The sequence below is a fragment of the Rhodococcus sp. ARC_M5 genome (assembly GCF_022810405.1).
In the GTDB taxonomy this organism is placed as follows: Bacteria; Actinomycetota; Actinomycetes; order Mycobacteriales; family Mycobacteriaceae; genus Rhodococcoides; species Rhodococcoides navarretei.
The window spans coordinates 306,409-321,496 of the sequence record NZ_JALGQE010000001.1; the positions used below are offsets into that span (position 1 = coordinate 306,409).

A 15,088-nucleotide genomic window follows, 5' to 3' on the forward strand; every position below is an offset into this window, starting at 1 on the left:
GTGGTGGCTACTACGCAGAATCCTCGCCGCTCACGCAGACGCGGATCCAGAACATGCTCGTCATGCCAGGCGTCTGCGCGAAGCGGCGGTGGTACGACGCGTCAGACAGGGTCGATCGGTGCTGCACGTACGCACTCCCCTCGGGGCGAGTTGGTCGGGCCGATTCGATAGATCCTCCTACGACACGCTGTTGTTCGGTGATGCAGCGCGCTGACATCGCATCACTCAATGAAGAGGGGGTCAGTCTGGGTGATGTTCCGTTACGGGTCCGGTGTCTGAGAAGCTGTCTCGCGTGATCGCAGAGAAGCTGCCGTTGTTCGTGACCGACCGTTCGATCGCTGCTGTTCTGGCGACAGCATTCACCGGCTTCATGTGGTCGGAATACAAGATGGGGATGCGGAAACCGCGGACCGGCTCTTCGAACCGAGACAATGGTTCCGGTCGCGCCGTCGGCCGCGGCCTTGCGCTCTCGTATGGCGGAGGCCTTCTTCTCAGCGTGATCTCGCCGGCCACTGTCTGCACCCGCCACCGACGAGCCGTCTTTGTTACAGGATTGGCCACCGCAATCCTCGGGCAGGCACTTCGGATCTCGGCAGCTCGCACACTCGGAGAGTCCTTCACGTTCGTGGTCCACACGCACCCTGAGCAACTCGTGGTTCGGACGGGCCCGTATCGGTTCATTCGCCACCCGTCGTATGCCGGCGCACTGATCTGTGCGCTCGGCTTCTGTGTTGCGTACGGGAACTGGCTTTCTCCCGTCATGGTGACCTTTCTGGCCGGGGGATATGTGCGCAGAATCCCATCGGAGGAGACGGCCATGCTCGAGGGATTGGGAGACGCATACGGCGAGTACATGACACGCTCGAAACGATTGGTGCCCTTCGTCTTCTAGCTGTTCGAGATCAGCACAAGCTGGTGAACGGCGAGACTTACCGCAACAGAGCCTTTGCCCACACTCGCAGAAATCCCTGACTCAGGTACGCCAGTGAACCGATTGCCAGTATCCATTTGACGGTGCTGACCACGGTGGTGGCACGGACGAGGGTGTCGGTGATCTGATCGCGGTTGTCGACCAGTATCAGTCCGACGATGTTCTCGATGTAATCACCGGCAGCGGAGGCCACGGGCGCAACCGCCAATGCCGTCGTCGCCGCGGGGCTCAGTGACGTCTTCGCCGCCAGGCTGCGTCCGCCGGCCCTGAGTGCGATGGCGTAGATCGCCGGATGCACGAAGTCGGGCAGATAGTGGCTGCGGAACCGGGCGATTTCGGTCTCGTCCATACTGGCCAGGATCTGCCGGTAACGCTGGGCGGACCACGCCGTCTGCACGGCAAGCACTTTGGGAGCTGCGGGGCCGAGGAGTCGGGCGATATTGGCCTGGGATACGACGAACAACGCCGACCAGCCCAGCATTCTGCGATCGAGCGAACCGAGAGTCATGCTTGCAGACCCTAATGCGTCAGGAACGGGAGAACGGCGGCCTCGAACGCCGAGTATCCGTCGCGATGGATGCTGTGTCCGGTGCGAAACGCTTCGACACGGCAGGTCGGAATCTCGGCGACCATCGCGTCGAGCCGAATCGGATCGACCATGCCGCCGGGACCTCCGCGAAGCACCAGCGTCGGAGCAGTGATGTCGGCCAACGACGCCCACCACTGCGAATTCGGCCGACGGAACTGCTCGAGCGCGGTGGTGGTCATCGAGCGATCGAAGGCGAGTACCGCGCGGGGATGCAGAACGACGCTGGTCGCTGCGTGCCAGAGTTCGGTGACCGACGGCATCTTGCCGGTCAGTGTCGGCGGTGCGTCCCCAGGCCGAATCGGTATCGGGAGCTCTTCGAGGACCAGACGGCGGACGAGCTGCGGGCGACGTTGTGCGACGAGCGAGACGGCGTATCCGCCGAGGGAATGGCCGACGAGATCGACTTCGGTGAGCCCGAGGTGGTCGAGCAGGGCCAGCAGGTCCGCGCCGAAAGAGTCGAACTCGTACGTCGACGTGTGCGCGCTCTTGCCGTGCCCGCGCAGATCGACGGTGATCACCCGGCGGCCGTGCGTGGTCAATGCACGGTTGAACCGATCCCAGGTTGTGCTGTCACCGCCCATGCCGTGCACCAGCATCACCGGTGCCGAATTCGAGTTCGCATGCCCCTGCGGGGTGAACGAGCGATACGCGATATCGACGCCATCGAGGTCGACCGTCTCCGACATCATCTGCATTCCCTCGAATGTAGCGGTGCCGCTATTCGTAGATTCCTTCCACCCGCCACCGACCCTCGTCGAAGACCAGCAGCAAGGCCCTTTCGTCGTCGAGCACCACCTGGGCTCGCGCCGTCGGACCCGTCGACGCGTGGCCGCTGTCCCACCATCGCTCGTCCACCGGCCACGGTCCGGCCAGACCCGTCAGTTCCCATTCCTTGGTGCCCCAGCGCAATCGCGACGGCGGCGTATCGAACACACCACGATCGGTGACGCCGATTCCGGTTCCCGCCCGATTCATCAGCGTCACCGTCGGACGGGTCTCGATCACTGCCGCCGGAGCAGGCTCGGGTAGCCGTCCCGGCCAGGGATCCGACGGATCGGACATCGGCACCAGTTCGTCGCCGAGCGGACGCAGCGTGATCCGCTCGGCCGGCCCGCGGCCACCACTGAGCACACCGCCCAGCACCGATTCGCCGCCGAGCAGACCCTGCACCCGCACCAACGCCCGCCGCGCCCTCTCGTCCTCGTCCCCGACACTGCCCCACAAACCCAGCTGCAGCTCACCGGCCGCCACCACCTCGATCGGTTCGAGTCGCAGGACGGTGATCGCGGACGTCGGCTTGTTCTCGCTGCGCCCGGTGATCCAGCCGTCGAGTTGCCACCGCACTCGGTCGGCTGTTCCCTCCGGTGTCAACGGCTCCGCGCACCGCCAGATCCGCGACAGATTCTCGCCGTTACCGGTACTGGCATGCACCAGCAGACGAGTGCACGCGACGGCAGCCGCAGCGAGCTTGGTGTGCAGCTGCTCGGCCAGGCCGCGCCCGGCGAACGCAGCTGCGTCGACCCGATCGATCGGCGGATCGCACAGGTACTCCACATCCAGGTCCGGCGGTAGAGCTCTGGCCGACGGCGGGCGTTCGGGCTCACCTCGGGCACTGCGGTGCGCCAACACGGCATCGGTACCGAAGCGCGACGCCACATCCCCCGGGGACAGTGCAGCGAAGTCGCCGATGGTTCGTAAACCCAAGCGTCGCAACAGATCCACCAGCTCACCGCGATCGGCAGCGGACATGCTCGGTTCCGCCGAGAGTTCTGCCACCGGCAACGGCGCGAGAAAGCCTGCACCCCCGCCCCGCGGCACCACCTGCGCATACCGCGCGGCGACGACCGCGGTGGACAGCTCGTCGGCGATACCGATCTGACATTCCACACCGGCAGCCGACGCTTCGTCGATCAACCGTTCCGCAGCCCGATGCTCGGTACCGAAATACCGTCCGACGCCGCGGGCAGAGAGAACCAACAGGCCCGGTCGCAGCACTTCCACTCCCGGCGCGATGGCGGCGACGGCCGAGACCACGGGCTCGAACAGTCGCGCATCACGATCGGTATCGGCGAGAGCGACATGCACATCCGGGCACCGCGCCTGCGCTTCCCGCCTGCGCAGGCCGCGCTTGATACCCGACGCCCGTGCCGTCGCCGAGCAGGCAACGACCCGATTGGCCGAGGTGACGACCACCGGATGCGTCGCAGGCAGATCGGCCTGAGCCGCTGCTGCAACAGCAGGCCAATCGGGACACCACAGCGCGAGAACACGGCTGGAGCGGTCGATGCTCATGTCGAGACCGCGATCGACAATGGATTCTGCTCGCGCTCCTCGGCATGCCACTCGATGCGGCCGTTCTCCGAACGGAGGTCGAGTCGAACGGTGCGGGGCCGCATCGCCTTGCCGCGGGCGCACACCGACAATCGGACGCCGCGCAGTCGGCCGCGGCCGAGCTCTCGGCCCGTGCCGAGGCCGTCGTATCCGTGCACCGATGCGTCCAGTCGTAGCTCTGCCCCGTCCCAGTGCCCGTCGGTCACCAGCAGCGTCGAACCCTTGCTACGCGCTCTGGCCACCACCGCCCTGGCCCGAGTGGGCGATACCGACAGGCCGCCGAGACCGAGTACCACGAGGTCGACACCGTCGAGCAGAATGGCCGCCACTTCCACCGGGTCGGGACCGGGATCGGGAATCAGGGCCAGCTTGCTCAACTGTGCGCCCATCTCCACCGCGGCCAGAATCCCGAAACGAGGTTGCCCGATGACGGCGACATGCCCACCGGCACCGGTCACCGCAGCCACCAATCCGATCAGGAGCGAGCCTGCACCGGACACCGAGGCCACCGTTCCACGCACCAGGCCGCCGTGCGGTAGCACCTCGATCAGCGCAGTCGGCACCGGAAGAACGGGCCGTTGACGGGTGGGACGCTGCGTCGACGGTTCCGGGTGCACGGGCTCGACGGAGTCCGAATTCTCGATGCGCACCGACGCCGTTTCGCCCCGGGAAGGTACGGCAGCCATCCGGCTACGTAGCAACGCCACGCGCTCCGGCAGCGACAACCCGTCGAGCACATCCGGCGTGACGGAAGCTCCCGATACAGTCATGTCACTCCCCTTCGCGGCGTAGAAAATCGACCCGAAACTTCGGTGTTCGACGAACGCGGGAAGTGGCGTATTCGAACACAATTTCGATCTGCACTCAGTAAAGCCGCTCGGACGGCAACTCGTCAAGGTGATGCCGAAGCCCCTGGTAGATGCCTCCGTTGCGCGGCTGCAGGCACGTCTCGCCATCGTCCACTAACCTGTGGACGTGACGGATCAGCAGCGTGTTCGACGGGGCGTCGGGCCCGACTACCTCTTGGCCGGCAGATACCGCCTTGCCGGCAAGCTGGGAGGTGGAGGCATGGGCGCGGTATGGCTCGCCACCGACACACTTCTGCACCGACAGGTGGCCGTCAAACAGGTCACGTCCACCACTCGGTTGACCCCACAGCAGGCCGTGGAAGTACGCAACCGGGCCATGCGCGAGGGTCGTATCGCTGCCCGACTCTCCAGCCCCCACGCCATCGCGATGCACGACGTCGCTCTCGTCGACGGCGAACCGTGGTTGGTCATGGAATACCTGTCCTCACGCAGTCTCGCGCAGGCACTCGGCACCACCGATTCGCTACCACCGTTCGAGGTCGCTCAGATCGGCGCACAGATCGCCGACGCACTGACCGAGGCGCACGAGGCCGGAATCGTGCACCGAGACATCAAGCCGGGCAACATTCTGATCGCCGATCGCGGCAAGGATCTGGGCATCGTCAAGATCAGCGATTTCGGTATCTCCCGGGCCAAGGGTGACGTCGAAGAGGCCGATGACAGCGTGATCACCGGAACCCCGGCATATTTCGCACCCGAGGTCGCACGCGGACAGGATCCCACCGCGGCCAGCGACGTGTTCTCCCTCGGGGCAACGCTGTACACCGCTATCGAAGGCAGACCGCCATTCGACATCGATCACGATTCGATCGCACTGTTGCACCGAGTTGCCAAGGGGCAGATCATCGCCCCCACCCGCAGCGGGGATCTCACCGGCCCGCTGCTGCACATGCTCGAGCCCGATCCTGCCCGACGCCCCACCATGGCGCAGGCCCGCGACGAGATCATTCTCGCCGCTATCAGCAAGCGCGGCACCATTGCTCAGCTGCGCGGGGTGCCCCTGACGTCTGCGGACGGAGTGGTTCCCGCATGGGCGAGGCGCTCCACACCGGTGTCCGAAAATCGCCGTCCGTCGAGGGAGTTCGGAAGAACCATCGCCGGCCTACCGGCCGTGCAACCCGGTGAGAGCCAAGCCAATCCGGTTCCTTCGACGTATTCGCCACCACCGTTCGACCTGACGAAGAAGAAGAGGAACCCGATCGACGACGTTCTGATGCGCATCGAGGACACCATCGGCGACCGAACGCCGATTCCGTCGACCGTCGTCCTCGCGGCACTCGTGCTTGCCGTGGTGATCGTTCTGATTCTGGTGATTACCCTTCTGCTGTAGTCGAGCCCTCAACGCGACTCGTGCACGGTGATCGCGATCCGAACGCGGCACTGATCTCCGTCGCAGCATCCGATCGCTCCGGGAGAACCACGCACCGTCGGTGGCGTCTCCCGGAGCATCTTGTCGACCAGCGATCAGCCGAGAACAGGCATCACCAACGTCGTCAGAGCGCCGTCGACCGCGGACCGCACCAGCATCGGATGGTCCGGAGCGGCGATATCGAGCATCAGGTCCGGTCCGACGGCCGAGGCGACGGCGGCCTGCAGAACGGCGGCGTCGAAGAACACCGTCATCTCGGACCCGGTGACCCGCGCGGGGACGGCAACACCCTCGACTGTCAGGCCGTCCGGGCCGGCGTCGATCCGCAGTGTGCCTGCATCGAGGGGAACGAAATCTCGTTGCAGCACAATCCTCGTCACGGTCGGAGCCAAACCGTCCATGATCGTCCGCCAATCGGGGAAGTCTCCGTCGACGAGATCGACCTCGTGTCGGGTGTCGTCGGATTCGACAGCCATCGCGCCGTCGGTTGCCGTCAGTACGAGGGTGCCCGATGCGGGTACGACCTCGAGAGAGCCGACCGTTGCAACGCGCGACCAGTGTGCACCGGGCGAGCTCTGCGCCACGAGGCTGCGGGTGGAGAGTCGGTACCGATCCGTCGCGGTGAGGGTGACAGCGGTGCCGTCCACCTCGACCAGCACGCCCCGCAGCACCGGAAACTCCTCGCTCGTTCCGGCCGCAGACGCGACTTGTTTCACCGCCGACGCGAACTCGGCGGCAGCTACCGTTGCGGTGCAATATGTTTCGTCGAACATCCGGCGAATGGACACCGCGGCCTCGGCCGCTGCCCTCGCACGTGTGGCGAGTTCTTCGACATGCCGATCCACGATCTCGACGGCCGCGGCTCCGTCGCCCTCGAGCGCGGAGGTCACCTGATCGAGCGGCATACCGATCTCGCGCAGCTGTCGAATGATGTTCGCCCGCTTCGATTGTGCACGCGTGTAGTAGCGATAGCCGGACTTGGCGTCGATGAACGCCGGGACGAGCAACGCACAGTCGTCGTAGAACCGTAGGGCACTGGGGGTCAGCCCGCTCGAACGAGCGAACGCACCGATGGTCACGAATTCTTCTGCCGAATCAGTCATGGTGAAATCCTGAGGCTTCGGGTTGGTCGAAGGTCAAGCACTATGCGCCCGGCCAGGTATGGCCATGTCGAACACCATGCTCGTCCTCCGGTGACACTCGACAACGGTGTATTCGGCGCGCTGGGGCAAACCACGGAAGCGCTGCCGCGGCCGAAGTATCGTCGCCCTTGTGCACCCTCGCCGCAAGCTCCCCGCCGCTGCGCTGCCGAAGGCGACGCGAGCGCGCTACACGAATCGACGGCGACGACGGCTCGCAAGAGTGGACAACGACCTCACCGCATCCCAGTGGGCCGAACTTCTCGATGCATGGGGAGGGTGCGCCTACTGTCGAGCGACGAGTGCGCCCCTGCAACGCGACTGCATCATGCCGGTTTCCCGCGGTGGCCGGTACACACTCGACAACGTCGTTCCAGCCTGCCCCTCCTGCAACGCCAGCAAACACAACAGCGAAGTGACCGGGTGGCTCAGACGCAAGAGGCTCGACGAGCACACGTTCCTGCTCCGTCACGCGACGATCCTGGCGACATTTCCCCGATCGACGGAGGTCACCTAATCGATTCGACGCTTGTGCGCCCAGCGAGTGAGCGCATTCCTGTTGGACTGCTGGGTCTTTCGGAGAACATTCGATGCGTGAGTCTCGACGGTCTTGACGGAGATGAACAGATCCTCGGCGATTTCGCGATAGGTGTATCCGCGCGCCAGCAACCGCAGCACCTCGAGTTCACGGGGCGTGAGCGAATCCAGCTCGGGATCCAACGGTGGCTCCGGGACGGCACTGCGACCGGTGAACGAATCGAGGACGAATCCGGCCAGGCGGGGGCTGAACACGGCGTCTCCCCCGGCGACGCGTCGAACACCGTCGGCGAGTTCGGAACCGGAAATGGTCTTGGTCACGTATCCCCTCGCACCGGCACGAATGACAGCGATCACGTCCTCGGCGGCGTCGGACACACTCAGGGCGAGGCATACCGGCCCCTCGGAGATGCGATTCAACACGGCCACGCCTCCGCCGTCGGGCATGTGCACGTCGAGCAACACCACATCGGGCTTCGTCGAGTCGATGCCCGATACCGCCTCGGCGACGCCTCCTGCTTCGCCGACAACGTCGATGTCCGCCTCGCGAGCGAGTTCGGCTCTCACTCCGGAGCGGAACACCGCATGGTCGTCGACGAGAAAAACGCGGAAGGGTTCGGTCACGTCGGCTGCTCCTGCTGACTGGATTCGGACGGTTCGGTGGTGACGGCGCTGCCGATGCGGGGCATGAAGATGCGCACTTCGGTTCCCTTGCCGACGGTCGACCGTACCTGCACCGTGCCGCCGCGGCGCTCGATGCGTCCCCGAATGGATTTCGCCAGGCCGCGTCGATCCTCGGGTACTTCCGATTCGTCGAACCCGGTGCCACGGTCACGGACGAAAACGCTGACCTGTTCCGGTTCGGTTTCGGCGAACAGATCGATATTGGTCTCACCGGAATGCTTGGCCGCGTTGACGAGAGCCTCTCGCGTGGCACCCAGCAGAGCGGTGAAGCTCTCGCGCGACAGACCCGATTCGACGTCGTCGGGCAGTAGATGCACGTCGCCGACGGTGATGGGTCGTACCGTCACGCCGTGCTGATCCTCGACTTCACCGGAGATGGTCTTGAGCGCGTCGGCCAAGCTGGAGTTGTCGGTGTCGCCGCCGTCGAACAGCCATCTGCGTAGTTCACGCTCCTGCCCGCGCGCCAGCCGCATCACCTCCTGCGGCTGATCGGACTGCTTCTGGATCAGCGCCAGTGTCTGCAGTACCGAATCGTGCAGGTGAGACGCGATTTCCTCGCGTTCGTCGTTGCGGATACGTGCAGACCGCTCGGCACCGAGCGCGCGCCAGGTTCGCAACCAGATGGGAACCGTCAACAGGCCGACGCCGACGAGAGTGACCACCACTGCGAGCAAGGACGAACGCAGCGCGGCCAGATCGACGCGGGCGAGCACCACCACGCCGAGGCCGAGCACGATCAACGTCGCTCCGCCGACGACCCTCGCCCAGCTCAACACGGTCGGGTGTTGGGGAAGCCCCAACGCCGTTCGCGGTCCCTCCGAGTCGAACTCGCGCCACACCAGGGCGGCACCGATCACCACGACGATGACCGGCACGATGACCGATGCAGCGGTACCGCTGAGCAGCCAGGCGAGACCGACGGCGAGGCCGAGACCGATAGCGGCCAACCCGAGCGCGCGCTGGCGTTCGGCGGCACTCGGGTGCGCGGTGTCCTCACCCGCGGGGGTGAACATCCAGATCAGGCCGTACGCGGCGATGCCGGCTCCAGCGGATGCTGCCAGCAGTGCGAACGCGACCCGAACCTTGAACACGTCTATGCCGAGATGGTCGGCGAGCCCGCCTGCGACGCCGCCGACGATGCGTCCGCCGCCGCGTCGCTGATAGGGGGCAGGAGCGGAGCCTGCAGAAGCGACAGGAAATACAGGAGCGGAGCCTGCAGAAGCGACCGGAAATGCAGGAGCGGAGCCTGCAGAAGCGACAGGAAAAGCAGGAGCGACCGGAATACCAGGAGCGGTGGCCGGCGCGACGCCGGCCACGGGTGGTGCGTTGCGGGCGGCGTCGACGGGTGGGTTGTCGACAGGGTGCACGCCTTCGATCCTGGCACGGATGCGGTGGTTGTCGCATCAGGGTTCGCCCTGATGTTCAGCGGGGTCATCGACTTCGGGGATGAAGATCAGGGGTATCCCTGATGTGTTTCGTGGTCGAGGCAACCACGATGGTTCTCATGAGCAACGTGACCGTCTCGGATCAACTACAGCAGATGTGGCGCACCCGTCCGCACCGCTTGCCGCAACGCGGGCAGGTGGCAGGTGTCGCAGCCGGTATCGGCTATCGCTACGACGTCGACCCCGTTCTGATTCGGATCGCGTTCGTCGTCTCCACCTTGTTCGGCGGTACCGGCATCGTCCTGTATCTGGCGGCGTGGCTGGTGCTCAACCGCGCCGGTGACACGGCGTCGGGCGCAGAGTCTCTGGTCGGTCGGGGGAACAGCTCCGACTCGTCGACCAAGATGGTGGTCGTGGCGGTGGCATTGGTCATCGCGGTGTCGACCATCGGCCCGGTCGGAGTCGGACTCGGCGGTTCGGGACTGATCTCCCTGGTGGCAATGCTCGGCGGACTCTGGTTGCTGCACCAACGGTGCCCGGAGCCGCCGCCCTATATGAGGACGGCGGAATTCTCCCGTAACCGCTACGCGCCGATGCCATTCGGCTCGTCGAGCACGTCGGCCGAGCAGTGGACGGCCGCGCAGTATCGTCCGCCTCAGTTCCAGCACGAGCGCTACACCCCATACACGACTCTGCCGAAGAGCTACGTTGCGACACCGAAGCCTGTCGAGGACACCGGCACCGAGGATTCTGCCGACGCGCACACAGTGAACCTGAGCAAGTCGACCGTATCGGCCGAGAAGCCGAACGACACGTCCACCGACCTGCCCACCGTGACTCCCCCGTCATGGGATCCGCTCGGTGTGGCCCCGTTCGCGTGGGATCTTCCCGAACCGGCCGGCGCTTTCCCGCCTGCGGCGATCGAACGCAAGCGCCGGTCACGGTGGACGGCAAGCTTTCTCGGCCTGGCTCTGCTCGCTGCCGGCATCACCGCGGCGGTGGGTGCCGCAACCGGCGGGGACTGGGCCTCGGCGGGCCGCGTCGGAGCTGTCGCGCTCGCGGTCATCTCCGTGGGACTCGTGCTCGGCGCATTCCTCCGCAAGGGCTCCGGATTGCTGGTGGTCGCCGCACCCCTGGCCGGCTTCGTCGTCCTGGCGTCAGCAGTCGGTCCGATGGACATGGGCAACGGTGCGTCGGGAACGCAGCGCATCGCACCGATCGCCGTTGCCGACCTCGACGACACCTACGACGTCGGTCTCGGTGACCTCGACCTCGACCTCACAGGCCTCGACCTCACCGAGGACCGCACCGTCGAGATTGATGTGGCGCTGGGCAGTGCGCTCGTGACGGTGCCGAACACGATGAACCTCGAGACGACATGCGACACCGTCCTGGGCTCGGCCGACTGCGGCTCCCCCGGTCTACGGGTCGGAAGTGCCGCTCGACCCGACGCACCGGTGCTGACCATCGAAGGCGATGTGGCACTCGGAGACCTGAAGGTAGTGCACCAGTGAAGAAGAACAAGACCGACCGAGTCGGCCACGACTACGACGACGCTGCCACCGAGGATCGCAACTCGAACCGACGCGGACCCTCGGCACTACTGCTTCTCGCCGGGCTGGCCGCCATGGTCGTCGCGGTCGCAGCCCTCATCGGCCAGGGAGCGATCGCGGCTCTGGGCGATGTCCAGTTCCGCTGGGTGTTCGTGGTCGCCGCGGTGGTCGTCGGCTTCGCGCTACTCCTGGGCCCCAGCAGAAGGAGCTGACCCCGCTACTCCCACTCGATGGTGCCCGGCGGCTTGCTCGTGACGTCGAGAACGACTCGGTTGACCTCCGGAACCTCGTTGGTCACCCGGGTCGAGATCGTTTCCAGAACGTCGTACGGCAAACGAGTCCAGTCCGCGGTCATCGCGTCCTCGCTCGAGACCGGACGCAGCACGATCGGGTGCCCGTAGGTACGGCCGTCGCCCTGCACGCCGACGCTGCGCACGTCGGCCAACAGCACCACCGGGCACTGCCAGATCTGCTGATCCAAGCCCGCGACCGTCAGTTCTTCTCGGACGATCGAATCGGCATGACGGAGCGTGTTCAGACGGTCACGGGTGATCTCACCGACGATGCGGATCGCCAGACCGGGCCCGGGGAACGGTTGCCTGCCGACGATGTCCTCGGGCAGGCCCAACTCACGACCGACCGCACGCACCTCGTCCTTGAACAGAGCACGCAGCGGCTCGACCAGGGCGAACTGCAGATCGTCCGGCAGCCCGCCGACGTTGTGGTGGCTCTTGATGTTCGCTGTTCCGGATCCGCCGCCGGACTCGACGACATCCGGGTACAACGTGCCCTGCACCAGGAATTCGACAGCGTCGCCGTGCTCGGCGTTCTCGCCCAGTACCTCGGCGACGGCACCCTCGAAGCTACGAATGAACTCACGGCCGATGATCTTGCGCTTCTCCTCCGGATCGGAGACGCCCTCGAGCGCACCGAGAAACGTATCGACCGCGTCGACGGTGACCAGCTTGGCACCCGTCGCAGCCACGAAGTCCTGCTGCACCTGCTCACGCTCACCGGCGCGCAGCAGTCCGTGATCGACGAAGACGCAGGTCAGCCGATCACCGATCGCCCGCTGCACCAGTGCCGCCGCCACCGCGGAGTCGACGCCACCCGAAAGGCCACAGATGGCCTTGCCCGTCGGACCGACCTGTTCTTGCACCGCCTCGACCAGGGCATCGGCGATGTTGGCCGCGGTCCAGTCCGGAGCGATGCCCGCCGTCTCGTGCAGGAACCGGCTGAGCACCTGCTGCCCGTGCGGCGAATGCAGGACCTCGGGGTGATACTGCACGCCCGCCATGCGCGTGCCCTCGTTCTCGAAGGCGGCAACGGGCGCACCCGCGCTGGTCGCGGTGACGGTGAAGCCCTCCGGCGCTGCCGTGACCGCGTCGCCGTGACTCATCCAGACCGGCTGTGTGGCAGGCAGACCGTCGTGCAGCCGACCGCCGTCCACGCTGAGTTGGGTGCGTCCGTACTCCCGCGTTCCGGTGTGTTCGACGGTGCCGCCGAGCGCCTGGGCCATCGCCTGGAATCCGTAGCAGATACCGAACACCGGGATTCCGAGCTCGAGCAGCGCGGAATCCAGCTCGGGCGCACCCTCGGCGTACACGCTGGAGGGTCCACCGGACAGCACCAGCGCGACAGGGTCCTTGGCTGCAATCTCCTCGGCGGTCGCGGTATGCGAGATGACCTCGGAGTACACGTTGGCCTCGCGCACCCGGCGGGCGATCAACTGCGCGTACTGGGCTCCGAAATCGACGACCAGAACCGGCCGTGCGTGCGAGGGATCGTGTGCAGAGGAGTCGGTCACCGGGTCAGTCTAGTGGGACTGTCGAAGCGCTTACGCAACACCCGAGTGCTCGACGGGCATCGCCGAGGAGCCGGACCTGATCTTGACGATCGGCAGTCTCAGTCCACCCGGAGCGTCCACCGGGACGACGGGCGAGTTGGGGGCGATGGGATCGAGCCGCTGATACGGAAGCCCCTGTGCCGGACGGAGATCCAGCTCGCCCTTGTTGGGCCACAGTGCGGCGGACCGCTCGGCCTGCGCGCTGATGGTCAGCGACGGATTGACCCCGAGGTTCGCCGACACAGCCGCCCCGTCCACCACGCTGAGCGTCGGGTAGCCGTGGACACGGTGGTACGGATCGATGACGCCGTGCGCCGAATCCGAGGCAATGGCGCAGCCGCCGAGGAAGTGCGCGGTGAGTGGAATGTTGAACAACTCACCCCAGGTGCCGCCTGCGACGCCGCCGATCTTCTTGGCGATGCGCCGGGTGGCGTCGTTGCCCTCGGGGATCCATGTCGGGTTCGGCTCACCGTGGCCCTGCCTGCTGGAGATCTTGCGGCCGAAGGGCCCACGCTTGGTGAACGTGGTGATCGAGTTGTCGAGGTTCTGCATCACCAGCGCGATGATGGTGCGCTCGCTCCAGTGCCGGACATTGACGACGCGAACGAACTGAACCGGGTGTGCGATCAACGCGAACACGAACTTGAGCCACCGCGGGATCTTTCCGCCGCCGTCGGTCATCAGGGTCTGCAGCATTCCCATCGCGTTCGAGCCCTTGCCGTAGCGGCACGGTTCGATGTGCGTGTTGGGGCTGGGGTGGAACGAGGACGTGATGGCGACGCCGCGCGTGAGGTCCATCTTCGGATCGACCGCAAGCTTGGCCGCTCCGACGATCGACTCGGAGTTGGTACGCGTCAGTTCGCCGAGTGTGTCCGACAACTTCGGCAGCGCGCCGGTGTCCTTCATCTTGTGCAGCAAATTCTGCGTACCCCAGGTGCCAGCGGCCAATACGACATTGGCTGCGCTGTACGTCTTCTTGCCCTTGCGGAGCCGAGCACCGGTGCGCTCGGTGTCGACGTCCCAGGTGCCGTCGGATCGCGGAACGAGACCGGTGACGGTCGTCATCGGCACGATCTCGGCTCCTGCGCGCTCGGCCAGACCGAGGTAGTTCTTCAGCAGGGTGTTCTTGGCTCCGTGGCGGCAACCGGTCATGCACTCGCCGCATTCGATACATCCGGTGCGCTCGGGGCCTGCACCGCCGAAGTACGGGTCCGGGACGGTCTTTCCGGGCTCGTCTCCGAAGAACACGCCCACCGGCGTCTGAATGAAGGTGTCGGCAACGCCCATGTCCTCGGCGACCGACTTCATCACCTCGTCGGCGGGAGTCATGTGCGGATTGCGTACGACGCCCAGCATGCGGGTGGCCTGGTCGTAGAACGGAGATAGCTCACTGCTCCAGTCCGTGATGTGCGCCCACTGCTTGTCCTCGAAGAACGGTGCCTGCGGCTTGTAGAGGGTGTTCGCGTAGTTCAGCGATCCGCCGCCCACTCCGGCACCGGCGAGGATGAGGCAATCGCGCAGCAGGTGCACGCGCTGGATGCCGTACAGGCCGAGTTTCGGTGCCCAGAGGAAGCGCTTGAGATCCCAGCTGTTCTTCGCGAAGTCCTTGTCCTCGAAGCGTTGGCCGGCTTCCAGGATCCCGACGCGGTACCCCTTCTCCACCAGCCGCAGCGCGGTGACACTTCCGCCGAAGCCCGAACCGACGATCAGAACGTCGTAATCCGTGGCGCGAACAGCTGAACCCATGGTGACCTCCGCTACATCCGTTGCTGGGGAACAGTATGCACACCCCCGTGTGACTACCGCCACAACCGATTCTAGCTGTTACGAGAGGTATCACCAACCCAGGGTCGAC

At 65.7% G+C, this 15,088-nt stretch carries 14 protein-coding genes; 5 read left to right on the top strand and 9 right to left on the bottom strand.

Annotated elements, in window-relative coordinates; all coding sequences use genetic code 11:
- Positions 1 to 292 precede the first annotated feature (292 nt).
- Positions 293 to 892, top strand: a complete 600-nt coding sequence (locus MTX34_RS01465; RefSeq protein ID WP_243608203.1) for an isoprenylcysteine carboxylmethyltransferase family protein — start codon at positions 293 to 295, stop codon at positions 890 to 892.
- 37 nt (positions 893 to 929) lie between these two features.
- Here MTX34_RS01465 and MTX34_RS01470 read toward each other — a convergent pair whose 3' ends face one another.
- The 4 genes from MTX34_RS01470 to MTX34_RS01485 are packed head-to-tail and all read right to left on the bottom strand — an operon-like array spanning position 930 to position 4,621.
- Entirely contained in the window at positions 930 to 1,439 is a 510-nt protein-coding gene (locus tag MTX34_RS01470; RefSeq protein ID WP_243608204.1) for a hypothetical protein, read from the bottom strand.
- Positions 1,440 to 1,450: 11 nt separating this feature from the next.
- On the bottom strand, positions 1,451 to 2,215 hold the full coding sequence (locus tag MTX34_RS01475; protein WP_374638796.1) for an alpha/beta fold hydrolase: 765 nt from the start codon (positions 2,213 to 2,215) through the stop codon (positions 1,451 to 1,453).
- 22 nt (positions 2,216 to 2,237) lie between these two features.
- On the bottom strand, positions 2,238 to 3,812 hold the full coding sequence (locus MTX34_RS01480; RefSeq protein ID WP_243608205.1) for a DNA polymerase Y family protein: 1,575 nt from the start codon (positions 3,810 to 3,812) through the stop codon (positions 2,238 to 2,240).
- The gene (locus MTX34_RS01485) at positions 3,809 to 4,621 is read right to left on the bottom strand and encodes a hypothetical protein (protein ID WP_243608206.1); all 813 of its coding nucleotides are present in this window, start codon (positions 4,619 to 4,621) and stop codon (positions 3,809 to 3,811) included. Before MTX34_RS01485 ends, MTX34_RS01480 begins: the two co-directional genes overlap by 4 nt.
- 205 nt (positions 4,622 to 4,826) lie before the next feature.
- Between MTX34_RS01485 and MTX34_RS01490 the strand changes: the two genes are divergently transcribed.
- Positions 4,827 to 6,050, top strand: coding sequence for a serine/threonine-protein kinase (locus MTX34_RS01490; RefSeq protein WP_243608207.1), 1,224 nt, complete (start codon positions 4,827 to 4,829; stop codon positions 6,048 to 6,050).
- Positions 6,051 to 6,184: 134 nt separating this feature from the next.
- Here MTX34_RS01490 and MTX34_RS01495 read toward each other — a convergent pair whose 3' ends face one another.
- Positions 6,185 to 7,192: a MerR family transcriptional regulator gene (locus MTX34_RS01495; RefSeq protein WP_243608208.1), complete on the bottom strand. Its 1,008-nt coding sequence runs from the start codon at positions 7,190 to 7,192 to the stop codon at positions 6,185 to 6,187.
- A gap of 202 nt (positions 7,193 to 7,394) precedes the next feature.
- Here MTX34_RS01495 and MTX34_RS01500 point away from each other — a divergent pair, with 202 nt between their 5' ends.
- Positions 7,395 to 7,745 (top strand): HNH endonuclease, encoded by a 351-nt coding sequence (locus tag MTX34_RS01500; protein ID WP_243608453.1) that lies wholly within the window; start codon positions 7,395 to 7,397, stop codon positions 7,743 to 7,745.
- On the opposite strand, the gene MTX34_RS01505 is transcribed toward MTX34_RS01500, so the two are convergent.
- Both MTX34_RS01505 and MTX34_RS01510 read right to left on the bottom strand, forming a co-directional pair.
- Complete coding sequence (locus tag MTX34_RS01505) at positions 7,742 to 8,389, bottom strand: response regulator transcription factor (protein ID WP_243594781.1); 648 nt, start codon at positions 8,387 to 8,389, stop codon at positions 7,742 to 7,744. The two genes, MTX34_RS01500 and MTX34_RS01505, sit on opposite strands and share 4 nt — an antisense overlap.
- Positions 8,386 to 9,816, bottom strand: a complete 1,431-nt coding sequence (locus MTX34_RS01510; protein ID WP_374638797.1) for a PspC domain-containing protein — start codon at positions 9,814 to 9,816, stop codon at positions 8,386 to 8,388. The genes MTX34_RS01505 and MTX34_RS01510 overlap by 4 nt, the downstream gene beginning before the upstream one ends.
- 137 nt (positions 9,817 to 9,953) lie before the next feature.
- Between MTX34_RS01510 and MTX34_RS01515 the strand changes: the two genes are divergently transcribed.
- Both MTX34_RS01515 and MTX34_RS01520 read left to right on the top strand, forming a co-directional pair.
- Positions 9,954 to 11,348 carry a PspC domain-containing protein gene (locus MTX34_RS01515; protein WP_243608209.1) on the top strand — a complete coding sequence of 465 codons (1,395 nt, stop codon included), beginning with the start codon at positions 9,954 to 9,956 and terminating at the stop codon, positions 11,346 to 11,348.
- Entirely contained in the window at positions 11,345 to 11,599 is a 255-nt protein-coding gene (locus MTX34_RS01520; RefSeq protein ID WP_243608210.1) for a hypothetical protein, read from the top strand. The genes MTX34_RS01515 and MTX34_RS01520 overlap by 4 nt, the downstream gene beginning before the upstream one ends.
- A 5-nt stretch (positions 11,600 to 11,604) precedes the next feature.
- Here the strand turns inward: MTX34_RS01520 and guaA are convergent, their stop codons facing one another.
- Complete coding sequence (gene guaA / locus MTX34_RS01525) at positions 11,605 to 13,194, bottom strand: glutamine-hydrolyzing GMP synthase (protein ID WP_243594778.1); 1,590 nt, start codon at positions 13,192 to 13,194, stop codon at positions 11,605 to 11,607.
- A 30-nt stretch (positions 13,195 to 13,224) separates the two neighbouring features.
- Entirely contained in the window at positions 13,225 to 14,979 is a 1,755-nt protein-coding gene (locus MTX34_RS01530; RefSeq protein ID WP_243608211.1) for an FAD-dependent oxidoreductase, read from the bottom strand.
- Positions 14,980 to 15,088 lie beyond the last annotated feature (109 nt).